Raw genomic sequence first — 22,841 nt, forward strand, 5'->3', positions numbered from 1 at the left:
GTAGCGACAGACTATAAGTAGCACTCGCTCTCGCGAGGATCGATATAAGCCCCGATAGTTTCAAAGCACTGATTTGATTTCGGTCACTGTGTGGCGTAGGATGGTTAGGGGTAAAAATATCTGGGTTTTGCGGATTGCGATCGATCGAACTTGAAACCGCAACTTTTCACCCGCAACTCCGTCCAGCAGTTAGGATTGCCGGAATCAAAGCAACGAGCTATGGAGACAAATTAACAGATGTGCTGTTGCCCACAGGCCGCAAAGCTTGAATCACGGCATACTGTTTGATATCCAGCCTCAACCAGTCTTAATTTCCCGTGCTGAAGCCATGCGCTCGACCGTAAAGCCCTCCGCTCCCACAAACGAAAGGGGCCAATCTCCCAACTGGGAAGAATTGACCCAAAAAGCACCAGAACCTACCCAGTTGGACAACATTAAAGCCCAACTGGATTTAGTGCTGTTAGCCCTAGAAGCACTGGCAGAAATTGGCTCAGAGGCGATGCTCAAGGTAGCAGCCGAACTGAATTTAGAGCCAATGGTAGCCGATCGGGTAGCTTTGTGGCGGCTGCGCCAATCTAACCCGCTGCGGAAAGGCCACGGAGGGCGCAAAAAACTAGATGTGGAGGAAGCTCGATCGCTCGTTTTGATAAGCTGTCATTTGGCAAAACAGCACCAAGCTTTAATCCGCCGCGCTGTTGCTTTGCTCGAACAAATGGCAGAGCAAAACCGCGAACCTCACACAATCGCTTTGCTGGGAGATTATATTGACAGGTTCAGCAACACTTATGGCTCGCGCATGGAAGATGCAGAAAATTTATCGGCCCGAGAGTTGACAGATTTGGCCCTCAAACTCCTGATCGATTTGCTGTTTTACAGCAGTCCCGGCGGCCACCGCCGCCTCTGGCTGGCACTTCTAGACCGCGCTAAGAATTAAACAACAGTCAGTAGTCAGTAGTCAGTAGTCAGTAGTCAGTAGTCAGTAGTCAGTAGTCATTAGTCATTAGTCATTAGTCATTAGTCATTAGTCATTAGTCAGTAGTCAACAGCCAACAGTCAGCAGCCAACAGCCAACAGTCAACAGCCAACAGTCAACAGCCAACAGTCAACAGTCAACAGTCAACAGTCAACAGTCAACAGTCAACAGTCAACAGTCAACAGTCAACAGCCAACAGTCAACAGTCAACAGTCAACAGTCAACAGTCAACAGACTTTCTGCTATGGTTCTCAAACGGTACACGCCCCCCACTTGCACGCTGGAAATTACAGCCAAAAGTTCGCCTCTATCTCGCTGGGCGGGCCAACCGGTGTTTAAATCTTTAAGTTTTGAGCTGCGACTCGACGACCCCAGGCTGCCAGATACCCAACACGTTACTCTCAGGGGCGATCGAATTCAACTCGAAACCCTCCACGAAGCTGTTAGCAACTACGTCCAAAACTTGCTCGGCGAATCCCGCGATTGGGACAGCAACCTCAACTCTCAAACCGACCGTATTCCTGCGGGTTCAGACTCGCCAGAAGTCGCACGTAATGCCGTTATATTCGATCTAGCCGTCAACACTTCCGAACTAGCAAATTCCAACCCCTACTCCCTCCCAACTTCCTACCTTCCGGTTCCCCCCCGCTTAGAACCCCGCGGCTTGCTCGCCCACAACTTGTTTTTAGGCTCTTTGAGCGCCGCAGAATCCGGGCCAGTAGTTCCCTTGAGCACCCTGCAACTGTTTGACTTGGCCACAGCGCTAGATGACTGCGCCGCCGAAGTGATGGCGCTTCCCAACCTCAACCGCGAGTCCCGACAACCGCTGTCCTCACCCTGGCTCAAGGTGGCAGCCATGCTGGTCGCGATGGCGGGCCTGACGACTGGAATTATCAAAATGCTCGATCGAACCGCCACCTCTCCGCAAACCGCCACAGCCCCCGCTCCCGCCCCCGATCCAGGAAGCCCCCAGCTAGCTGCAGGCGTCTCCCCCAGTCCAGTTCCCGCCCTACCCACACCCCCAGCACCAACACCCGCAGCCACACCCGGTTTACCGCCCCTGCCGCCCCCGCCCATCAACACCGCCGCCTCCCCCAGCCCCAGCTTGCCCCCCATAGCCCTCGCCCCAACTCCCCCCACCAACAAACCCAGCCCCATCCAGCAGCCACCCCTGCTCTTTCCCGCTAACGGCAGCGCACCCAGCGTTCCACAGAGCGCCCCAGCATTCCCTCAAGGGTCAACAATCACTATTCCCGCCCCCGAAGAACCGCCCCAGGGCCGCCCCCAAGCACCCGCACCAGTACCCTACCTGCTGCCCCCATTACCGCCCAGACTAGCTCCCGCCGTACCGCCCCCCCTGCCCCCCTCCCTGTCTGCTTCCCGATTTCCCGTTCCCGCGCCGCAACAGTTCCCCCGCCGCATCAAGCCGATTGTCCCCCCCGCCAGTACCGAACTCCCAGCCCTTGAGGATGCTCAACCGCCAGCGGAGTCTGAGGACAACAACCAGGCCGCTGCCAGCAGAAAAAACCGCACTTTATTTGATACAATTCCTCAAGTTTCAGAAGCTAGAACTTACTTTGAGGAACGCTGGAAGCCTCCGGAAGGAATGGAACAAACTTTGGAATATAGCGTGCTGATCGATGAAAATGGGTCAGTTCAAAGTATTGTGCCGATGGGAAAAGCAGCAGCAGATTATATCGAGCAAATTAATATGCCATTAGCCGGCGAGCCGTTTGTTTCTGCCGTTTCTAATGGAAAAAAACCGAAAATTAGAGTTGTTTTGCGACCGAACGGTCGAGTACAAACCTTTCTGGAAGAGAGTGATTAAACGCTCTCAAACACATTGTCGAGATGGGAAATCCCGGTTAATTGCTAATCTTAAACAAGTTCAAATCAAATTTAATGGGTTTTCACTGTCAAAACTTGCGGCGGCGACGCATCGGGCGGATAAATAAAATCCACTTCTACAAGTCGCTTTTCTCCCGATTTCATCTCTAGTTTTACCAAAGGTTCCCCCTGCTCTCCCCGCCGCTGCACTAAATGCACGTAGCGAGTTTGAGGCACTTTATTGTCATCAGTATAGCGCACTCTAAGCGTCCCCCTAAAAAAAGTTTGAGATGCCGGAGGTTCAAAAAAACTAAGTCCTCCTGAAGTTAATTTGTCTGTCTTAATTGGAGTTTGAATCGCGACAGTTACAGTTTGATTTTTGCTGGTAGAATTGTACAGAGGCAAGCTGAGATTGTATTGAATTCCGTAATTGCCGTGGGCGCGGTATGCTGTATCTGGGTAGCGAACTAACATTCTCGCACTTTGCACTTGATTTGTGCCCAGCATTCCGCGCGGGAGGCTGCTTAATGGGTAGGAAAATGCTGTTCCGGGTTGGGGAATTGTTAGGTTTGATGTGGCGGGGTTGTCTGAGATAAGTGCTCGCCATTGTGAACCTAATGCTACACCGGCAACTCGGCCGTAAATTATTTGACCTTCGGTGATTTCGGGCGGTGTGGGAGTTCGATCGCGCGGCCCGGCTATATTACTATTATCTAATAAGTTTTGCCATTCTGTTAAATTGGGCGATCGCTCGTTTCCCTGTCCGTTTCCCTCTGGGTCAACTCGGGCAAACATCGCCAGACTGGCAACATAGACTATACCATCGCTCCGCAACCGCATCAAGGTCGATCGACCGTTTAGCAGCGGTACCAATCCCCGCACCGGTATCGGATGATTCATCAACAGTTGGCTTTTTCCCGGTGGAATAATTAACTGCGGCTCAAAGTCAGACTGTCTCCTTCCTCTGAGAATATCATTCACAGCACGGCTTCCCGGCCCTGCGTAAATATTACTGTTTGAATTATCGACTTGCGGCGGCAATTCAATGAAAGGTGCATCGGGTTGGCTGAGATAACTCGCAGCTTGCAATATATCTAATGTTACAGGTTTGTTGCCCGGATTGTAAACAATTACTCCTTGATACAATGTTCGCAAATCTTCCGGGGAAGGTGCGCGGGCTATGTGGTGGGCAAATATGTCGAAACGTCCTTGAAACGGAAAGTTTAAATGTGCCGCCGGAAATCTTTTACCATCGGGGGGAAATGTCGAAAGCAAAATTCCTTCTTGCAGCACTAATTCTGGACTGTTGCTGTTAAATACTGGTATGTTGTCTAACTGTCCGGGGAGTGGTCGCACTTCTTGGATTTGGACGATTTCTTGAGGTGCGGGAGGGGTTTGGGCTAAGGGGATGATTGATAGAATTGGTAGCATTTTTGAGAGGAGTTTTTTTAAACCGCAGAGGACGCAGAGGGCGCAGAGGAAGAGAGGGAAGAGAAGAACCCGTAAATATTGGCGTCAGGGCGGGTTTTGTACGGAGATTTTGCTCACTCGTCTCTAGCAGATATTGTGATTTTTACTTCGCCCACTGTTGTAATATGTAATTGTAAAATTTGGCTGTGTCTACTTTATCCATTGCTTGAATTTTTCGCCCTCCTATTTTAACTTTTGTGCGTCCTTGGCTGATGCCTTCGGTAATAATTTCTGCTTCCCACTCTCGCAGTTGGTAAAATTCGGGATGTGCTAAATAAGCGGTTGCCAAAATGTCCCAAAAATAGTAATCTTGAGATATTGCTAGGGCATAACACTGTCCTGCTAAGTCGGAAATTGGATATTTGCGCTGTTTTGCTAAGAGATTGGAAAATTCTACAGTTAGCGGTACATTATTCGTGATGTCTAAAGGACACATGACAACGGGAATTTGGGTTTGCCAAATTCTCTCGATTGCTATCGGATCCCAGTAAGCATTCCATTCCGCCGACATATCTTGTCCGGGTTCCATATCTTTGCTAACATTGCCGATAACATTGAGGGCGCCTCCCATCCAGACAATTTCTTGAATTTTGCTTTCAATTTCTGGCGCGATATCTAAAGCTTGGGCTACTGTTGTTAACGGCCCTGTTACCATTAATGTGACTGGTGCGGCTGCATCTTGCAAAACTCGCACCATAAAGTTTTGTCCGGGTTCTGATATTAACGGCGTGTCAATGGTTCCTTTTTCATTTAGAATGGGAAGTCGATCGACTGCAAAGGAATCTCGCCGAAATAACACCGGAAATGGATTCAGTCCCCGCACGGTACTCGCCGCCACCGGAACTTCTGAACGCCCCATCAAATCAAGGATTTTGCGCGTTGCACTCACGGCCGGTTGAATGTAGCAGTCCGCAGGAGTTACAATTACTCCCAGAGTTTCGACTTCCTCCATTGTCATCAGCAACACGACTGAGAGATAGTCGTCAACTGCACCGTCGTGATCCATTAGTACGAGTTTTTTAGACATTTTGCTTCCCCGGTGACTGAATTAGTGTAAAGTACAAATATAATTTTTTTTGTGCCAGAAACACAACTGCCTCAACTATATGAATACAGTATCACCTTACGGCTCTTGGAAATCCCCTATTTCTTCCGATTTAATTGTTTCTGGAACTGTCGGAATCGGACAAATTGCTATTGACGGCGATGATATTTACTGGGTTGAGGGAAGACCTTCGGAAGCGGGGAGAAGCGTCCTCGTGCGGCGCACTCCTGATGGTAAAATCAGCGACGTGACACCGCCTCCTTTTAATGTTCGCACTCGCGTTCACGAATACGGCGGCGCTTCCTTTGCAGTTGCTGGCGGTGTTGTCTATTTTTCTCATTTTGCCGACCAACGTATTTACTCTCAAGCATTAGATTCTCAACCCCAACCTCTGACACCGGCTGCTAATTATCGCTATGCAGATGCGATAGTTGACAAGCAAAGAAATCGCCTGATTTGCGTGCGCGAAGACTATGCTGGGGAAGGCGAACCTGTCAACACTATTGTTAGCATTAATTTAGATAACGGCGAAGATATTTCAATCTTAACTCAGGGCAAGGATTTTTATGCTTCCCCTCGTTTAAGTCCAGACGGTTCTCAACTTTCGTGGATTTGTTGGAACCATCCAAATATGCCGTGGGATGGCACAGAATTGTGGGTGGCAGAAATTAATGCTGACGGTTCTTTAGGTGAAAAATACTTAGTTGCTGGCGGGGTTGAGGAGTCGATTTTTCAACCGGAATGGTCGCCCGATGGAGTTTTGTATTTTGTTTCTGACAAGTCGAACTGGTGGAATTTCTACCGCTGGCAATCTAGAACCCCCCTCAATCCCCCCTTGGTACGGGGGGAAGCAGAGATAGAAACCAGCTTGTGCGAAATGGCTGCGGAATTCGGACTGCCCCAGTGGGTGTTTGGAATGTCTACTTATGCCGTTGTCTCGGAAAGCAAAATTATTTGCACCTACACTCAGCAAGGCAAGTGGCATTTAGCGAGTCTTGATTTAACGACTAAGCAGTTGATAACAATTGACACGCCTTACACTGATATTTCGTCTGTCAAAGCGCGGGGAGAAACTGTGGTTTTCCTGGCAGGTTCGCCGACTGAATCTACGGCTATTGTACAATTTAATTTGGCCACAAATCAACGAAAAATTTTGCGAAAATCGAGCGATTTAAGCATCAACTATGGTTATCTTTCAGTACCGGAACCTATCGAGTTTCCCACGGAAAACAATTTGACTGCTTTCGGTTTCTTCTATCCCCCGAAAAATCAAGATTTCGCAGCGCCTGCGGGTGAAAAACCGCCGCTTGTCGTTAAAAGTCACGGAGGCCCAACTGCTGCTACTTCTAGCAGCATGAATTTGAAAATTCAATATTGGACGAGTCGCGGTTTTGCCGTGCTCGATGTTAATTACGGCGGCAGCACTGGTTACGGCAGAGAATACAGAAAAAGACTGCAAGATAGTTGGGGAATTGTCGATGTTGATGACTGCGCTAACGGTGCTAAATATTTAGCTCAAAAAGGTTTAGTTGATGGCGAAAGAATGGCGATCGCCGGAGGCAGCGCAGGGGGGTACACTACGCTGTGCGCTCTTATTTTCCGCGATGTGTTTAAGGCCGGTGCGAGCTATTATGGAGTTAGCGATTTGGAAGCTTTGGCAACGGATACTCACAAATTTGAAGCGCACTATCTGGATGGATTAATCGGGCCTTATCCTGAAAGAAAAGATTTGTATGTAAATCGTTCGCCGATTCATTCCGCCGAACGTTTATCTTGTCCCGTTATCTTCTTTCAAGGATTAGAAGATAAAGTGGTTCCGCCCAATCAAGCGGAAATGATGGTAGAGATATTGAAAGCTAAAGGTTTGCCGGTTGCTTATGTTGCTTATGAAGGGGAACAGCACGGTTTTCGCCGTGCTGAAAATATCAAAAGAACTCTTGACGGCGAATTCTATTTCTATTCGCGGGTGTTTAAGTTTGAGTTAGCTGAACCTGTGGAGGAAGTGGTGATTTTCAATCTTTAGAAAACATTAAGTTTGCAGTTGCTCGGTCTTCCATAAAAAGCAACTGCAACCTTAGCGTAATTCGCAAATTTTAAATGTGATTTACTTCACAATTTTTGCTGTTTATTGTCACACCTTTAAAGGCAATACAGCTATAAATTTTTATAGTGCGATCGCCTTTTGTTGTTGCAGAAACGCCCGATCGCGATCGTCGAGTAAAGAGTCAATTACTATGCAAACTCCTGTCCACCTGATTCCATCTGCTTTGGGCGAGCTGTTTTCCGAAGTGAATCAAAATGGCTACATTACTATAGCCGATAGGTACGGTTTGATGGCTGCTATTTTCGACGAAAATTTGACTGAGGAAGACAAACGCTCGATCGATCGCCTGCTGCGCTCTGTGTGCCGGGGAAAGATAAAATTAGTTAACGAACTGTCTATGATCAGATAAGCGCAGATAATTTTCATTGACGATAATTTTTAAAATCTCCACCATCAAAAAAAGTCCTAATTGTGTCATAATTAGGACTTCGAGGGAGGAAACCATTTTTAATTTTTGAACGATACAGAATTTACGCAAAAAAAGGGTGCGCTGCACCTTACATAATTAGATTCTGGCCCAACGAGTGAACAAGTTTAACGTGCAGGTATGGTTGTCGCCAACTGTAACTTGCTCAAACTTTCTTCAGGCTGAACATCCATCTGATAGCTGAGTGCCGAAGGAATCCCGAGTACGCAGCACGGAAAATTATTGCCTAGTTCCCTAACCAGCCGATGGTTGCCAGAACCACAGCCCAAAAACAGTAAATTTGCTGATTCTAATTCAACCACATTTCTCAGTTCTGTAGCAACCCCCCCGATGCGTAAATGAGCTTTGAATAAACCGCGCCATTCCTCAGCCAAACAGCGCGCTTGCCACAGCAACTTATCTGCTACCTCGTACTGATTATTTTGACCAAAAATTGCTTGGAAATAATGCGGCTCGATCCAACTTTTTCCCTGGAATATTGATGGGATTTCGGTTTGAGGTAAAGCGATCGCAGGCGCTGCACAATTAAGGGCAAATGCTTCCTCTAAATCCGACACTTTCGGCTTGGCAGCCAACGCATTGCCCACAGCAACTTTGCAAGTATCTTCGCCGTAACCTTTGGGCGCTTCGTCGATCACGTAGACAACTTGAACCGTGACTTCTTTAGTTGTTACTAAACGAGTTTGATGCGCCATCCAAAGGGTAATGTCCAGAGCTGTTTGACTTTTTGGAGAACTGTTGTAACCGACAATAAAATTGATACTTTTTGCCGATTTTGTAACTTTTGATTTCTTAGAACCTTGCACTTGTGGCTCCGGCAGCAACACCATTTCTTCGGCTAAGTTTTGATATCCCAATGCACTTTCAAAACGCGCTAACATTGTTTTGAGATTCACAGGCTTGACCTCTCTTAAGTGAATTGTTTGGTCTGTCCGTCGGGCGTTATTCGTCTTGGGTAAAGTAGCGATCGAGAAAATTCAAAGCATAGTTGCGGAGTTCGTAATACTCCTGGGATTCCCGCAACTCTTGGCGATCGCGCGGGCGCGCAAACGGCACTGACAAAATTTCACCTATCGTCGCAGCCGGGCCGTTTGTCATCAGCACAATGCGATCGGACATATAGATAGCTTCATCCACATCGTGAGTAATCATCATTGCAGCTTGTCTGTGATTTTCCCAGATGTCCAGCACCTGTTTCTGCAACTTACCGCGAGTCAGAGCATCCAGCGCTCCAAACGGTTCGTCCATTAATAACATTTTCGGTCGAATCGCCAAAGCTCGCGCAATCCCAACCCGCTGTTTCATGCCCCCTGAAATTTCGTCTGGATATTTATCGGCTGCTGCCGTTAAGTTTACCATTGCTAGGTGTTCGTTGACAAGACTAATCTTCTCCGGGCGGCTAAGACTTTGCAAAACTTCATCAACGGCCAGCCGAATATTTTCCCGCACCGTCAGCCAAGGCAGCAACCCGTAGTGCTGAAATACCATCATGCGATCGGCTCCAGGTTTGCGAATTTCTTTTCCTTCCAGTGTCACCATTCCCCTGCTCTGTTTTTCCAAACCAGCCACTATTTTTAGCAGCGTTGATTTGCCACAGCCAGAGTGACCGATTACCGAAATAAATTCGTTTTCTCCAATACTTAAATTGATATTTTCGAGAACGCTAAATTCTGTACCGTCACCATTTTTGTAAGACTTGAACAAATTCTCTATTTCCAGAAATAGACGATCGCTCTTGACCGAACTTTGGGTACTGGTAGAAGTAGAAGTGTATTGGCTCACGGTATTCTCCTAAAAAGTAGTAAAGTGTTAATGGAATTTTCTTGCTATTGCCTAAATCCTAAAATTGGGCAGTCGGTTTCAACCGACTGTCTTCTATTAGCCAGGGAATAAATTCCCTGGCGGGACATTAGGAAAAGCGCAACATCTCAAACATTAAGACTGAAAAAAAGACTGAGGGCGGTTGGCTCGAATTTCAAAACTATTCAAATAACCCACCGGATCGCTGGGATCAAATGCCTTTTTATCAATGAAAAGTTCTGCAGGTTCCACTTGGTAATCCTCCTTCGGACAATCGATCCCCATTTCGGCAACAATCTTGCGGTAAATGTCGGTTCTCCAAGCTTTTTTAGCTAATTCCTCAGCATTTTGGGGAACTTCCTTAATCTGTCCCCAGCGAGCGGCTTGAGTCATCAACCAAATACTCTGAGACTGCCACATAAATGTTGAATGATTTCCCGGTATTTGAGGCAAATTCTTAGGAATGTCATAGAAAATAGTTGCATCTTCCGATTGTATGGTGCGGTCTTTTTCGTCAAACCCTCCATAGTTGTAGTCGCCAACAATTGCCGGTCGCGTAAATTTGTCGATCGCCCCTTTTTTGGGTTTCGCCCCCGTAAACGATCGTTCAGTTAGCAGCGCCGATATTTCACTGCGATTTTCCGGCTTGCTGCAATACTGACAAGCTTCCACCATTGCCTTAACCAGCGAGTAATAAGTCTTCGGATTTTCCTCAATGAATGATTCCATTACTCCCAAAAGGCGATCGGGATGTCCCAGCCAAACTTCCTTGCCTTGCACGAAGGTAAAACCCACTCCCAAATTGCCTTGAATTGCCCGCGTATTCCAAGGTTCGGCCACCATGTAAGCCTGCATGGCGCCAATCCTGATATTAGTTACCATCTGCGGCGGCGGCACAATAATTACCCGAAATTCTTTGAACGGATCGACACCGGCAGCCGCCGATATGTAGCGGACAAAGTATTCGTAAATCGCAGAACTCAGAACCACTGCCCAAACTCTTTTTTCCGCTGGCTGATGGTCAAAAAAAGCGCGAAATTGTTTGCCAAATTCTTCCAAATTGCCGTTGTATTCGTGCCACGGGCGCAAACCGGAATCCCACATAGCTTTGTTCATCGTCATGGCGTTGCCGTGGCGGTGAATTGTCATTGCCGCGCACAGGGGTGCGTGGCGCGCTCCTTCGGCGCCAACTCGGGCGTTTGTGACGGCGCCGGATACGACTGGGGAGGCGTCGAGGCGGCCGAAGATTACGCCGTCGCGGGAGGTTGCCCAGCTTGCTTCGCGGTTGAGTTGGACGTTTAAACCGTATTTGCGGAAAAAGCCTTTTTTCCAGGCGATCGCAAATGGTGCACAATCGTTAACCGGCACGTATCCTACGGTTAAATTTGGTTTTTCTAAGGTTCGGTAATCGACAACCGGCTTTACGGCTGAGGCTTCTTCTGTGAGTCCTTTTGCCGATCGATCCGCGCTAATTGCACAACCAGATAAAGCCATTCCCGCCGCCGCCGATCCCATCCCTTGCAAAAACTCTCGGCGGTTCCATTCATTGGAAAACTTGTCACTCATATTTAATTTGACTAATGACTGTTAACTGTTGACTGTTAATTGTTGACTGTTGACTGTTGACTGTTGACTGTTGACTGTTGACTGTTAACTGTTGACAACTGACAACTGACTAATGATTAATGACAAATGACAACTGACAACTGACAACTGACAACTGACAACTGACAACTGACTAATGATTAATAACCGATCGATGCGTTACCAATTCCTGAACTTTGTCAACAGCAGCGTCGAGCAACAATCCAGTTAAGCCAATTACAAACACCGCTAAAAATACCGAACTCAGATTCAAACGGCTCCACTCATCCCAGACAAAAAAGCCAATTCCCACACCGCCTGTCAACATTTCCACCGCCACAATCACCAGCCAAGCAATCCCTAAACTAATCCGCAAACCTGTAAAAATGTATGGCAAACTCGCCGGCCAAATTATTTTGGTAATCCGCCTCCAGCGCGGCATTTCCAACACTTGCGCCACATCCAGATAATCCTTGGAAACGCTAGAAACTCCCAAAGCTGTGTTGATAATTGTCGGCCACAAAGACGTGATGAATATGACAAAAATTGCCGACGGCTCTGCTAAATTAAAAATCGATAAAGCTATGGGCAGCCAAGCTAGCGGCGACACCGGTTTGAAGATTTGAATCAGCGGATTGAGCGCCATCATTGCTGGTTTCGACATCCCGATCAGAAATCCCACGGGAATCGCCACTGCTGCACCCAGGAAAAATCCCACCAACACCCGTCGCAAACTCGCTAGCAGCAGCCAGCCAATGCCTAAATCTCCAGGCCCGCGCTGATAAAATGGATGGAATATGTAATCTAAATTAGCGATTAACGCCTGATAGGGAGTGGGAATCAAATCGCTGTTGAAGCTGGCAACAATCCACCACAAGCCAATAATTCCCAAAAAACCCGCAGCAGGTAACAAAACAGCATCTCGGATGACAACGGGTTTTACACGTTTCCACGTTGCCACTCCTGCAAGTACGATCGCAGATAAATTAAGCTGTATGAACATTTCAATCTCCTTCAGAGTCAGGGCAGGTACAAGAATCTTGAACAATACCAACCTGAGACACTGACGAAGCCAAACAATCTTTTTCAGAACATTTGGCTTTTCAGTCTCTTCTCAATGCCTGCGAAGTTAGCTGACGGGCTAGGACTGAGAGATGTCCTTCTCCTTAGATTTCAAAATCAAAAATTACACTCAAATTGGGCAATTTTTAACTTGGATTTTTAATTCTGTAGAGATTCGCCCCGAAAATTGGTTCCTCCGCTCCAGCCACACGCTTGGTTTGATCGCGCAGCGCTGGATTAGGCTTGACGTTTTAAGCCAATTTAACTTAAGCTAGCACGAGCGTATTATATTGTCAATAGGTCTTTGGGAGTAGCTATGTGAGTGCGACAGCTCCCAAAAGTTGAAAGAAAATTCAAAAAGTTAATTATTAAAGTAATCTAGAGATATAAAATACGATTGCTTACTTGATTTCTATAAAAGTAATGATAGATTTTAGCCAAGCGCTACAAGATAAAATTGATATAATTACCGAAAACTGGATCGAAGCTGTTCGGGGCGACGAGGAAATCGACACCGCCAAGCAACTCCCCTACGATTCCGTGCGCGACAGCCTTCCCATCGTACTGCAAGCGATCGTAACTATGCTGTCCGAATCAGAAGAAAGCGACTTTCGGGCAGTTATACAAGAAAGTTTAGACCACGGGAATGTCAGGGCCGGGCAAGGCTACGATGCCGAAGAAATTGCGCGGGAATACCGCTTGCTGCGGAGGGTAATTTTCGATGCTTTAGAACCAGAATTGCTAAAAGGCTCAGCCGCTGAAGTGAACCGAGCTTATCGCTTAATTGACAGTGCCCTCGACGAAGCAATTGCTGACTGTTTCAAAACCTATACCCAGGCAAGATTCCAAGAACTACAGGAGTTGCAAAACCAATTGCAACTTACAAATCAAGAGCTGAGTCGCTTACTTCGCGCCAGTCAAGAGAATATATCTCACTTAGCTCACGAATTGAAAACCCCCCTCACCTCTATTATTGGCTACTCACAATTGTTTTTGCGCCAAATAAACAATCCTAGAGTTAAAGATTCGGCTCCCAATTTGGCACATATTGATAAAGTCCTCAACAACGGCAGACTATTACTTAGATTAATTAACGATACTCTCGAAATCTCGCGGTACGACACGGGACGCATAAAATTGCAGCTAAGTGCCACAAATGTGCGATCGGCGATCGGCACTGTTGTCGAAATAATCGAGCCTTTGGCCAAAGCAAAAAATTTAGAGATCGCCCTTGAATGCGATCCATTTCTCGATCAAGTTATGACAGATTACTTGCGCTTGCAGCAAATTATCACCAACTTGGTGAGCAACGCCATTCGCTACACCCAAGCTGGTACTATTACCATAAAAACCGAATTATTGCCAGACGAACATTGGAGTATCTGCATCACCGATACAGGAATTGGCATTGCTTCAGAAGACTGCGATCGGATTTTTCAGCCATTTGTTCGGGCCAACAACTCCCTGGGTTCTGTGATGCCTGACAGTACCGGCTTAGGGCTAGCAATTGTCGCTCGATTAGTCAACCTTTTGCAAGGTAAAATCGAATTAGTTTCTGAAGTAGGAGTTGGCACCTCCTTCACTGTAATTTTCCCCTTAGAATTGGATGGAGTTTAGATTACTGTTAACTGTTGACTGTTGACTGTTGACTGTTAACTGTTAACTGTTAACTGTTAACTGTTGACTGTTAACTGTTGACTGACAACTGACAACTGACAACTGACAACTGACAACTGACTAATGACTAATGACTAATAACTAATGACTAATGACTTCTTTAAATCAGAAACCGAATAGTTACATAAACAGCCGCAGCCACCAATTGCACCCCCATCACAGGCAGCCCGTAACGCAGAAAAGTTTGAAAAGAAATCCGGCGTCCGTGCTGTTCAGAAATTCCCGCTGCCACTATATTAGAAGAAGCTCCTACCAAAGTGCCATTTCCGCCTAAAGTTGCTCCGTACATCATCGCATAAAACAGCGGCAGCACAGCAGGTGGAAACTGCCCTGCAAAATCCGGCGCCAGCACCTCTGCCGGTGCAAGCCCGACATTGACAACATACTGTTTTAGCAGCGGCACCATCGCCACTACCAGCGGAATATTTGGCACCACACTCGACATCAAACCCACAAAAAATAACAAAACTAAAGAACCAAGAAAAATATTTTTACCCAAAATCACTGCTAATATTCCAGATATACTGGCGATAACTCCGGTTTTTTCCAAACCGCCAATCAGCACAAAGATAGACATAAAAAATAGCAGGGTGCTCCAATCTAAATCCCGCAAAATATTATTAACAGAATCAATTTTGGAATGGTGAGCTAAAAGCATTGCCAAAGCAGCCCCCAACAAAGCAACGGCTGCCGGTGAAATAGGCACGGGCAGAGACTCTCCTATTACAAAAAATGTCAGCACGAAAGCTATAATTAAGCCGCCTACTGCTAAAACTCGTGGGTGATTGATTTTTGGGTGGGGCAAATGTTCCAAATCGTCTAAGTTTTTGTGCCAAATTTCCCGGAACAGCCAAGGCAACATAACTACTATCACTCCTACTGCGATCGCCCCGCCCAAACTTAACTTTAGCAGGTAATCTGCAAAGCTCATGTTAATAGCATCGCCGACAATGAATGTCGCCGGATCGCCCACGATTGTCAGCAGTCCCGAACTGTTAGCCACAAATACCATTAAAATCAGTAACGGCACAAAATCTACACCGACTTCTTCTGCCATTGGCGGAATTAATGGTGCTAGCAGCATGACTGTCGTGGCATTGGGCAAAACTGCACAAATTGGCGTAGTAATCGCGACAATACCCAGCAAGAGATTTTTGCCTTTGCCTTTCGCCAAAAGCACCATTTGAGTTGCCAAGTATTCAAATACTTTGGTAGGCTCAAAGGCTCTCACCATTACCATGACTCCGAAAAATAAGCCCAGCGTGGCGTGACTCCGACCGATATATTCGATCGCGTTGTTTAACGTCATCACGTGGGTAAAAACCAGAATCACCGCTCCCAGAAATGCCGCAACTGTGAGGTGTATCCATTCTGTAATTATTAAGAAAATTACACATATAAATGTTGTTGCAGCGATCGCAGCTTGCACGTTTTCCATTTAGTCCCCTGACAAAATTAAAACTTAAAAATTAAAAACTCTTGATCCGAGTTATTTTACTACTTTCTGGCTCTTCTGTCAATAAATTCAAGTGCTGATTTTTGCAGCAACAAGCTATAGCGGTTCTCAAGCGTGGTGAGGTATGCCCTATGCCCTATGCCCTATGCCCTATGCCCTATGCCCTATGCCCTATGCCCTATGCCCTATGCCCTATGCCCAGGAGTACCTCATATGAGAGATCGAAAGGCTATAGGCTCTACTCATCAAGAGAGATCCGGCCCCGGCAAAAAATTACCTCAAAACTACTTCTTTTGGCAGGGTCGCGATCGCCCGAAGTTTGATATGGCGATCGGGCGATCGCTCAACTACAATGAAGCATGGGCAATCTCTGCCAAACTCACCCCCCACGCAGACATCATGGACTACAGCCAAGTGCTCGCCGACAAAACCGATACAATCGTCAAAAACTGGATTGAAGCAGTTCGTCAGGATCGGAAAATTGAAAGCGCTGACGCCTTACCGCACTCAGCAATCGAAAATCACATACCTCACTTGCTGGCGGCGATGGTCACAGTGCTTTCCCAATATCAAAACAGCGAAATAAAACTAATAATTGAAGCCAGTTTAGATCACGGATTTCTCAGAGCCGAACAAGGCTACGACGCCGCAGAAGTAGCCCGCGAATACCATTTATTGCGTCAAGTAATATTCTCCCACTTAGAAGCCGAATTGCTAGCAGGAAGCGTCGCAGACGTATTCAGAGCTTTTCGGCTGATAGATGCCGTACTAGACGAAGCAATTGCCCAGTGTTTCAATAGCTACGTCGATCAGAGGATGCGGGAACTTCACCAAATCCAAACTCAGTTAACACTCACCAATCAAGAGCTCAATCGCCTCGTCAGCGTCAATCAAGAAAACGTCTACCATTTAGCTCACGAACTCAAAACTCCTCTCAACTCCATTATTGGTTATTCCGAACTGTTTTTGCGCCAAGAAAAATGGCAATCTGAAATCAAAGATACCCTCCCCGGCATCGAACACATCGAGCGAGTATTGCGTAACGGCAGACAGTTGCTTCGCATGATTAATGACACACTAGAACTTTCTCGTGCCAATGCCGGAAAAATTAAACTTAACCTGCAGCGAACTAATGTACAATCTGTAATTAACACCGTAGTAGAGATAATGCAGCCAATTGCTGATGCTAAAGGATTAAAGCTCGCTGTTACCAGCGACTGCGGCCCAACACAAGTAATCTCCGACTCTGGGCGGCTGCAACAAATTCTGATCAACCTGTTGAGCAATGCCATTCGCTATACAGAATCTGGTAGCATTGAATTAAGTTGCCGCCCTGCTGGAGAAGGAAATTGGGCGATCGCAATTACAGATACCGGCATCGGCATCGCCCCCGAAGATACAAAGCGCATCTTTGACCCCTTCTTTCAAGCAGGAGAAGCCGGCAAACAGCTCTTTCCCACCGAAAGCACTGGCCTGGGATTAGCAATAGTATCGCGGCTCGTCTCGCTGCTGCAAGGCAAAATCGAGTTAGTATCAGAAATAGGAGTCGGCTCAACTTTTACCGTGATTCTGCCGCAAGAAGTTAAAATACTCCAAGAAGTAAGCTAAACATTAAGTTCAAATTTTTACATCCGAAAATCCTATGCCCGCAGCCAACCTTAGCCCTTCCACCACAGCCTTTCCCCTCACCGCCGTAGTCGGGCAAGAAGCAATCAAATTAGCCCTGCTGTTAGCAGCAGTCGATCCTGGATTGGGAGGAGTTGCGATCGCAGGCCGCCGCGGCACAGCAAAATCAGTAATGGCCCGCGCCTTGCACTCCTTACTGCCACCCATTGAAATTGTTAAAGATTCTTTTTGCAACGCCGAACCTAATGAAATTATTGCCGAACAGGCATCAGGGTTGTTACCAGAAAATGGCGGGCAAGATACCCACACCACCGATACGAATTCCTTAACTACTGAAATAATTCCCACACCATTCATTCAAATTCCTTTGGGTGTCACCGAAGACAGACTCTTAGGTTCCGTCGATGTCGAACAATCAGTAAAATTCGGCCAAACCGTATTTCAACCCGGACTCTTAGCCCAAGCAAATCGAGGCGTACTTTATGTAGACGAAATTAACCTCCTCGACGACAACATTTCCAACCAATTGCTAACAGTATTAACCGAAGGACGCAACCAAATAGAGCGCGAAGGCATTAGCTTCCAACACCCCTGCAAACCTCTATTTATCGCCACATACAACCCCGAAGAAGGGCCGCTGAGAGAACATTTGCTCGATCGCATCGCGATCGTACTTTCAGCCGACGCAGCACTCGAACTAGAAGAAAGAGTCTATGCAGTAGAACAAGCTTTATCCTACTCCCGCTCCCCCCAAGAATTTCTCAATCAATACGCCGAAGACACCGACAACCTCAAAACCCAAATCATCCTAGCCAGAGAATGGCTCAAAGATGTCAGCATTAAACGCGAACAAATTGCCTACCTAGTAGAAGAAGCCATCCGGGGTGGCGTTCAAGGACACCGCGCCGAAATATTCGCAGTCCGCGTCGCCAAAGCCGCCGCCGCCATCGAAGGACGCACAGAAGTTAACGCCGAAGACCTGCGCCGCGCCGTAGAATTAGTCATCGTACCCCGCGCCACCATCATCCAAACTCCCCCAGACGAAAACTCTCCTCCTCCTCCCCCCCCACCACCACCCCAAAAGCAGTCAGAACAAGAACAAGACGAACCAGAAAACGAGCAAGAAGACGAAGAAGACCAAGAGGATGAAGACAACCCGGAACCTGAAGAAGAACCAGAAAAAGATACCATTCCCGAAGAATTTCTCTTCGACCCCGAAGGCGTAATTCTCGACCCCAGCGTGCTTTTATTCGCCCAACAATCCGCCAACAAACAAGGCAAATCGGGCAGCCGCAGCACCATTTTCTCCGAAGATAGAGGCCGTTACGTCAAGCCAGTCTTACCCAAAGGCCCCGTCCGCCGCATCGCCGTTGACGCTACCCTCCGAGCCGCCGCACCTTACCAAAAAGCCCGCCGCGACAGGAATTCAGACCAGGAATCCACCGCCGGCTCAATCACAAATCGAGAGAAGCGTGTATTTGTGGAACAGGGAGACATTCGGGCGAAGCGCTTGGCCAGAAAAGCTGGAGCTTTAGTCGTATTTGTCGTCGATGCCTCCGGTTCGATGGCCCTCAACCGAATGCAGTCGGCCAAAGGTGCAGTCATGCAGCTACTCACAGAAGCTTATCAAAGCCGCGACCAAGTTGCTCTCATTCCCTTTCGCGGAGAACAAGCAGAAGTGCTGCTACCGCCCACTCGCTCCATAGCCTTGGCCCGCAAGCGTTTGGAACGTTTGCCCTGCGGTGGCGGTTCCCCCCTGGCCCACGGTTTGACTCAAGCAGTGCGGGTGGGAGTCAACGCGCGGCAGTCGGGAGATATCGGTCAAGTTGCGATTGTCGCCATTACTGACGGACGCGGCAATATTCCTTTGGCTCGTTCTTTGGGCGAACCGATTGTAGAGGGAGAAAAGCCTGATATTAAAAAGGAATTGTTAGAAATTGCTGCCAAAATTCGTGGGTTGGGAATGCAGTTGCTGGTGATTGATACCGAGAGCAAGTTTATTTCGACTGGCTTTGCGAAGGAATTGGCCAAGACTTCTGGAGGGAAATACTATCACTTGCCGAAAGCTACCGAACAGTCGATCGCAGCTATGACTAAAAATGCTCTGCGCGACGCGATCGGCTAAAATCCTGATACCCGGATTTATCTGCGTTTATCCGCGTTTATCTGCGGTTAAAAATCCCAAAATTAGACTTTTTGCCCAAAGTCTAATTTTTAACTCTCACTCTCCGGCGAGTCAGCGCCAGCGAACCCGCAACTAAACCCAACCCTACCACCGTCGAAGGCTCAGGAATTCTGGCGGGGAGAGACTCCCGGCTTGGCGTTGCCTGGTTCTGGCTGGAAGAATTTGTACCTTGGGGGAGTTGACCGCTATTCTGGGCCAGCAGCAAATATTCTGAACCCTGCCCTGAAGTAGCGGTATAAACGGCTCGGAAATTAGCTGCAACGGCAGCTTGACCGCCGGAGATAACGGCGGCGGCAGCCAATAAAATCCCGGCTGTAGGTGGCAATAATTTGCGCTCAAAAAATGTGGTCATTGGACATTACCTATTTAGCAGTTTGTCGATAGAACTCGATCTATTCATTAATTTTCCTGGTATCCTCTGTCTAAGCTACCTTAGCCATTAACGGAACCGATTTTAGATTTTAGATTTTAGATTTTAGATTTTAGATTTTAGATTTTAGATTTTAGATTTTAGATTTTAGATTTTTGAAGTTTCTGGCCCCTAGTTTCAACTAAGTCGCAAATCAAAAACCTAAAATCAACTGTGGCCCCTGTCTCTAGCATATACTCCTTAATCTCCAATCGTAAATCCCCAATCCAAAATTGATTGACTTCAGCTATCTGCGATCTGATAGACTTTAAGCTGGCCCCTGGCCGCAGATAGCGCCGGCCCTTTAACCTCAATTATAGCTTTGCCGCGACGCGCAACGGTGCGAGACAGCGACACGGCACAGACCTGTACGCAGTCGATTATAAACAATCGATCCCTGCTTGGGAGTGATTTCACCCCCCTTCTTTATCAAATCTTTAAACTCTTTCAGGTTTTGCAAACAAAGTGTAAAGCTGTCAAAATGATAGATAGCAATTCTCAGCCAACATTAGGTAAATCCTCGTGAGTAACACTAGCAATTTCCGCGAAGCCGTGCGCGAGGCCAAAAACCACGCGCTGGTAGGCCCCAACGTCATCTCCAACGCTCTCCCCTTCGTGGGCGGCGGACTTGTCTTAACTGCTGTCGGCACCTACGGCGGCCTCGGAGTGATTCGTAACTATCCCGGGATCTTTTTTCCCACATTCATCGCTGCGATCGTCGTAGAATTAATTCTATTCTTCGTCGCCCGTGGGGCCGCCGAACAAGGCAACAAAAACACCGCTTTACCCCTGCTGGCAACATACAGCCTGCTTTCCGGCTACACCCTCAGCGGATTGGTATTTACAGCCCTCAGAACCCAAGGCGTCGGCATCTCCGGCATCGCTTTTGCAGCCCTCGGCTGCGGCATTACCTTTATTGCCGCCCGCCAAATTGGCTCCAACCTTTCTGAACAAGACGGCATGGCCCTCACCAAAACAATCAGTTTAGGTGTGATTGCTTTGTTAGTCGTCGTTGGCGGTCAGTTTCTGCTCTCTCTCTTTGGCGTCTACACCCCAACCTGGTTGGAAATTGGCATTTCTGGCATCGGCGTGTTTATATTTGCCGGTGCTGCGATCGTCGATTTTTACATATTACCCCGCACCTACCGCGACGACCAGTATTTGCCCGCTGCTCTGTCGATGTACTTGACCTACATCAACTTGTTCATCTTTATTCTGCGCCTGCTGATTGCTCTCAACGGCCGCGATTAAGTGAAACTTTAGCTTAAAAAAACCGCGGCTCGATGTCGATCGAGCCGCGGTTTTTGATTAAGATTTGCAACCAAGATAGTCGTCATCGCATCCTCTTGGTATTATCAACAAAACTTATATCATGTCCACAGGCGACAGGCATGAGGTATAATTTTACTTTTTAATCACTCTATCCAAGGTCTTGTTATCTAATTCTGTCGATCGCGATTTCAATATTAATCACAAATTAATGGGAGAAAACTCATGTACTTAAAATATGAAGATATCAGGAGAGTCAGCGTAGAAATTACCTCCAGGTGCAATGCAGCTTGTCCCCAGTGTCCCCGCACCGACAACCCGATTTTGCCGGGGGCAGAATTAAAGATGGAGGATATTGAGAGAATTTTCCCACAAGAGTTTTGCTCTCAGTTGGATTTGGTGTATATGTGCGGCAACTACGGCGATGCTATGACTAGCAATACCACAATTCCGGCGATCGAATATTGGCATCGCATGGGAGTTCCTCAAATCGGGCTTTATACTAATGGTAGCGGACGCAATCCCGACTGGTGGCAAGCCCTGGCAAAGGCGATGACAGGAGAAAACGACAGCGTAACTTTTAGTATCGACGGCTTGGCCGATACTAACAGCATTTACCGCAAAAATACCAACTGGGATAGAATAATGCAGTCGGTTAATGCCTTCATCCAAGCTGGCGGAAAAGCTGTCTGGCACTACTTGATTTTTGAACACAACCAGCACCAAGTAGAAGCAGCGCGGGTTTTAGCCCAACAACTAGGATTTGTCGAGTTTGTACCGAAAGCAACCTCTCGTTTTGTGGCGAAAGAGATTTATGACAAAGAGTCCGCAAATCAACAGCCCCAGAAGGCAGAAAACTCTCAGGTAGAGGCTAATAGCGATCGCCAAAACCAACCAGCAACAGCTAATGTATCAGCCCCTCAAAATCAAACACAGACCGCTGTTGGGTTGCACAAACAAGCTGAGGACTGTTTGAGACAAGGACAGCTCTCAGAGGCGATCGCAGCCAGCCAACAAGCCCTAAAAATTCAACCTAATTTTGCCGCAGCCTGGAAAACTTTAGGCAATGCTGTTCAAGGTTTGGGGAAGATGCAAGCAGCAGCAGATTGTTACGCCAAGGCACTTAAAATTCAGCCTAATTTTCCCGAAGTTTATGCTAATGTCGGCAGTCTTTATGCTCAACAGCAACAGTGGCAGCCCGCTAGTGCTTATTACCAAAAGGCGATCGAGCTTAAACCCAATTTTGCCGGAGCTTATCGCAATTTAGCTAAAGTGTTGACGCAGTTGGGGCAACCAGAAAAAGCCAATTATGCTTGGTATCAAGCCATAGCTATCGAAACATCTCAAACACCAGAACCAACTCCTTCTGTCCCATCAAAGCCAGCCACCGAAGAACTCCAACCCCCATCGTTGGAACAATATAAAAATCCCCAGGGAGACAAATTTCTCCAAGCTGTAGAAACATTTGGTAGCCTAAACAATTACTACCGAAATGTAGAAATTAGCTGTCAAACTCAAGCTAGCAAAGACATTTTCATCAGTTTTGAAGCGGAACTCTGGCCTTGCTGTTGGGTAAGCCATACTAAATACGCTGTTTATAACCACACTTACAGACCGCAAATGCTGGCTTTAATTGAAAAGTACGGAAATGGTTTTAATTCTCTCAGAACTCAATCGGTGAAAGATGCGATCGCCAGAGATTGGTTTCGCGAAGACCTCACAAAAAGTTTTTCCTGTTCTAAAAGGTTGGACGTATGCGCTCACGAATGCGGCAAAACTTTCAATTCAACAGGTTCGCAGTATATATAAGAAGGAAGGCACGACACGGGTTTGGACACGGATTTGGACACGGATACACGGATTAGTTGCTGAAATGTCAAAATTTCAGCTAAACTCAAAAATACACCCCACAACGCCGGAGAACTAA

18 protein-coding genes and 1 riboswitch are annotated in these 22,841 nt (G+C 47.2%); of the genes, 10 read left to right on the plus strand and 8 right to left on the minus strand.

Translation table 11 applies throughout. The annotated features are described in order from the left end of the window. The first annotated feature begins 134 nt into the window (after positions 1-134). From QUA16_RS00150 to QUA16_RS00160, 3 genes are all read left to right on the plus strand, one after another. On the plus strand, positions 135-269 hold the full coding sequence (locus tag QUA16_RS00150) for a hypothetical protein (protein ID WP_333103772.1): 135 nt from the start codon (positions 135-137) through the stop codon (positions 267-269). Between the two features lie 59 nt (positions 270-328). Next, positions 329-934 (plus strand): DUF3038 domain-containing protein, encoded by a 606-nt coding sequence (locus tag QUA16_RS00155; protein ID WP_333103785.1) that lies wholly within the window; start codon positions 329-331, stop codon positions 932-934. A 283-nt stretch (positions 935-1,217) separates the two neighbouring features. Next, complete coding sequence (locus QUA16_RS00160; protein ID WP_333103773.1) at positions 1,218-2,801, plus strand: DUF4335 domain-containing protein; 1,584 nt, start codon at positions 1,218-1,220, stop codon at positions 2,799-2,801. Between the two features lie 71 nt (positions 2,802-2,872). On the opposite strand, the gene QUA16_RS00165 is transcribed toward QUA16_RS00160, so the two are convergent. Together QUA16_RS00165 and QUA16_RS00170 are read right to left on the minus strand one after the other, a co-directional pair. Further along, entirely contained in the window at positions 2,873-4,231 is a 1,359-nt protein-coding gene (locus QUA16_RS00165; protein WP_333103774.1) for a DUF3370 domain-containing protein, read from the minus strand. Between the two features lie 142 nt (positions 4,232-4,373). Further along, positions 4,374-5,297: a nucleoside hydrolase gene (locus QUA16_RS00170; RefSeq protein WP_333103775.1), complete on the minus strand. Its 924-nt coding sequence runs from the start codon at positions 5,295-5,297 to the stop codon at positions 4,374-4,376. 79 nt (positions 5,298-5,376) lie between these two features. Between QUA16_RS00170 and QUA16_RS00175 the strand changes: the two genes are divergently transcribed. Then, complete coding sequence (locus QUA16_RS00175; RefSeq protein ID WP_333103776.1) at positions 5,377-7,338, plus strand: S9 family peptidase; 1,962 nt, start codon at positions 5,377-5,379, stop codon at positions 7,336-7,338. A 211-nt stretch (positions 7,339-7,549) separates the two neighbouring features. Then, positions 7,550-7,768, plus strand: a complete 219-nt coding sequence (locus QUA16_RS00180) for a hypothetical protein (protein ID WP_333103786.1) — start codon at positions 7,550-7,552, stop codon at positions 7,766-7,768. Positions 7,769-7,953: 185 nt separating this feature from the next. Here the strand turns inward: QUA16_RS00180 and QUA16_RS00185 are convergent, their stop codons facing one another. The 4 genes from QUA16_RS00185 to ntrB all read right to left on the minus strand — a co-directional run bounded on the left by QUA16_RS00185 (position 7,954) and on the right by ntrB (position 12,233). Then, complete coding sequence (locus QUA16_RS00185; RefSeq protein ID WP_333103777.1) at positions 7,954-8,742, minus strand: universal stress protein; 789 nt, start codon at positions 8,740-8,742, stop codon at positions 7,954-7,956. Positions 8,743-8,788: 46 nt separating this feature from the next. After that, a complete protein-coding gene (locus QUA16_RS00190) occupies positions 8,789-9,628 on the minus strand; it encodes a nitrate ABC transporter ATP-binding protein (RefSeq protein ID WP_333103778.1) in 840 nt (279 codons plus the stop codon). 153 nt (positions 9,629-9,781) lie between these two features. After that, positions 9,782-11,212, minus strand: a complete 1,431-nt coding sequence (locus QUA16_RS00195; RefSeq protein WP_333103779.1) for an ABC transporter substrate-binding protein — start codon at positions 11,210-11,212, stop codon at positions 9,782-9,784. A gap of 172 nt (positions 11,213-11,384) precedes the next feature. Beyond that, positions 11,385-12,233, minus strand: a complete 849-nt coding sequence (ntrB, locus tag QUA16_RS00200; RefSeq protein WP_333103780.1) for a nitrate ABC transporter permease — start codon at positions 12,231-12,233, stop codon at positions 11,385-11,387. A gap of 100 nt (positions 12,234-12,333) precedes the next feature. Continuing rightward, positions 12,334-12,546, minus strand: a riboswitch (cyclic di-AMP (ydaO/yuaA leader). Positions 12,547-12,715: 169 nt separating this feature from the next. Here ntrB and QUA16_RS00205 point away from each other — a divergent pair. Beyond that, the gene (locus QUA16_RS00205) at positions 12,716-13,909 is read left to right on the plus strand and encodes a sensor histidine kinase (RefSeq protein WP_333103781.1); all 1,194 of its coding nucleotides are present in this window, start codon (positions 12,716-12,718) and stop codon (positions 13,907-13,909) included. Between the two features lie 160 nt (positions 13,910-14,069). On the opposite strand, the gene QUA16_RS00210 is transcribed toward QUA16_RS00205, so the two are convergent. Then, a complete protein-coding gene (locus QUA16_RS00210; RefSeq protein WP_333103782.1) occupies positions 14,070-15,407 on the minus strand; it encodes an ArsB/NhaD family transporter in 1,338 nt (445 codons plus the stop codon). 231 nt (positions 15,408-15,638) lie between these two features. Between QUA16_RS00210 and QUA16_RS00215 the strand changes: the two genes are divergently transcribed. Beyond that, complete coding sequence (locus QUA16_RS00215; RefSeq protein WP_333105773.1) at positions 15,639-17,033, plus strand: HAMP domain-containing sensor histidine kinase; 1,395 nt, start codon at positions 15,639-15,641, stop codon at positions 17,031-17,033. A gap of 34 nt (positions 17,034-17,067) precedes the next feature. Then, the gene (gene bchD / locus QUA16_RS00220; protein WP_333105775.1) at positions 17,068-19,176 is read left to right on the plus strand and encodes a magnesium chelatase ATPase subunit D; all 2,109 of its coding nucleotides are present in this window, start codon (positions 17,068-17,070) and stop codon (positions 19,174-19,176) included. Positions 19,177-19,258: 82 nt separating this feature from the next. Here the strand turns inward: bchD and QUA16_RS00225 are convergent, their stop codons facing one another. Further along, positions 19,259-19,588 (minus strand): PEP-CTERM sorting domain-containing protein, encoded by a 330-nt coding sequence (locus tag QUA16_RS00225; RefSeq protein ID WP_333105776.1) that lies wholly within the window; start codon positions 19,586-19,588, stop codon positions 19,259-19,261. A gap of 579 nt (positions 19,589-20,167) precedes the next feature. On the opposite strand from QUA16_RS00225, the gene QUA16_RS00230 reads away from it, so the two are divergent. Together QUA16_RS00230 and QUA16_RS00235 are read left to right on the plus strand one after the other, a co-directional pair. Then, a complete protein-coding gene (locus tag QUA16_RS00230) occupies positions 20,168-20,896 on the plus strand; it encodes a Bax inhibitor-1 family protein (RefSeq protein ID WP_333105777.1) in 729 nt (242 codons plus the stop codon). Positions 20,897-21,139: 243 nt separating this feature from the next. Continuing rightward, positions 21,140-22,723, plus strand: coding sequence for a tetratricopeptide repeat protein (locus tag QUA16_RS00235; RefSeq protein WP_333105778.1), 1,584 nt, complete (start codon positions 21,140-21,142; stop codon positions 22,721-22,723). Positions 22,724-22,841 lie beyond the last annotated feature (118 nt).

The sequence above is a fragment of the Microcoleus sp. S13_C3 genome, assembly GCF_036700905.1.
Taxonomy (GTDB): Bacteria; Cyanobacteriota; Cyanobacteriia; order Cyanobacteriales; family Microcoleaceae; genus Microcoleus.

Bases quoted from the DNA above. Each gene is read 5' to 3' on its own strand.
- bchD (WP_333105775.1), top strand. From the start codon at position 17,068: ATGCCCGCAGCCAACCTTAGCCCTTCCACCACAGCCTTTCCCCTCACC.
- QUA16_RS00170 (WP_333103775.1), bottom strand. From the start codon at position 5,297: ATGTCTAAAAAACTCGTACTAATGGATCACGACGGTGCAGTTGACGAC.
- QUA16_RS00195 (WP_333103779.1), bottom strand. From the start codon at position 11,212: ATGAGTGACAAGTTTTCCAATGAATGGAACCGCCGAGAGTTTTTGCAA.
- QUA16_RS00205 (WP_333103781.1), top strand. From the start codon at position 12,716: ATGATAGATTTTAGCCAAGCGCTACAAGATAAAATTGATATAATTACC.
- QUA16_RS00180 (WP_333103786.1), top strand. From the start codon at position 7,550: ATGCAAACTCCTGTCCACCTGATTCCATCTGCTTTGGGCGAGCTGTTT.
- QUA16_RS00155 (WP_333103785.1), top strand. From the start codon at position 329: ATGCGCTCGACCGTAAAGCCCTCCGCTCCCACAAACGAAAGGGGCCAA.
- QUA16_RS00165 (WP_333103774.1), bottom strand. From the start codon at position 4,231: ATGCTACCAATTCTATCAATCATCCCCTTAGCCCAAACCCCTCCCGCA.
- QUA16_RS00215 (WP_333105773.1), top strand. From the start codon at position 15,639: ATGAGAGATCGAAAGGCTATAGGCTCTACTCATCAAGAGAGATCCGGC.
- QUA16_RS00225 (WP_333105776.1), bottom strand. From the start codon at position 19,588: ATGACCACATTTTTTGAGCGCAAATTATTGCCACCTACAGCCGGGATT.
- QUA16_RS00235 (WP_333105778.1), top strand. From the start codon at position 21,140: ATGTACTTAAAATATGAAGATATCAGGAGAGTCAGCGTAGAAATTACC.
- QUA16_RS00210 (WP_333103782.1), bottom strand. From the start codon at position 15,407: ATGGAAAACGTGCAAGCTGCGATCGCTGCAACAACATTTATATGTGTA.
- ntrB (WP_333103780.1), bottom strand. From the start codon at position 12,233: ATGTTCATACAGCTTAATTTATCTGCGATCGTACTTGCAGGAGTGGCA.
- QUA16_RS00160 (WP_333103773.1), top strand. From the start codon at position 1,218: ATGGTTCTCAAACGGTACACGCCCCCCACTTGCACGCTGGAAATTACA.
- QUA16_RS00175 (WP_333103776.1), top strand. From the start codon at position 5,377: ATGAATACAGTATCACCTTACGGCTCTTGGAAATCCCCTATTTCTTCC.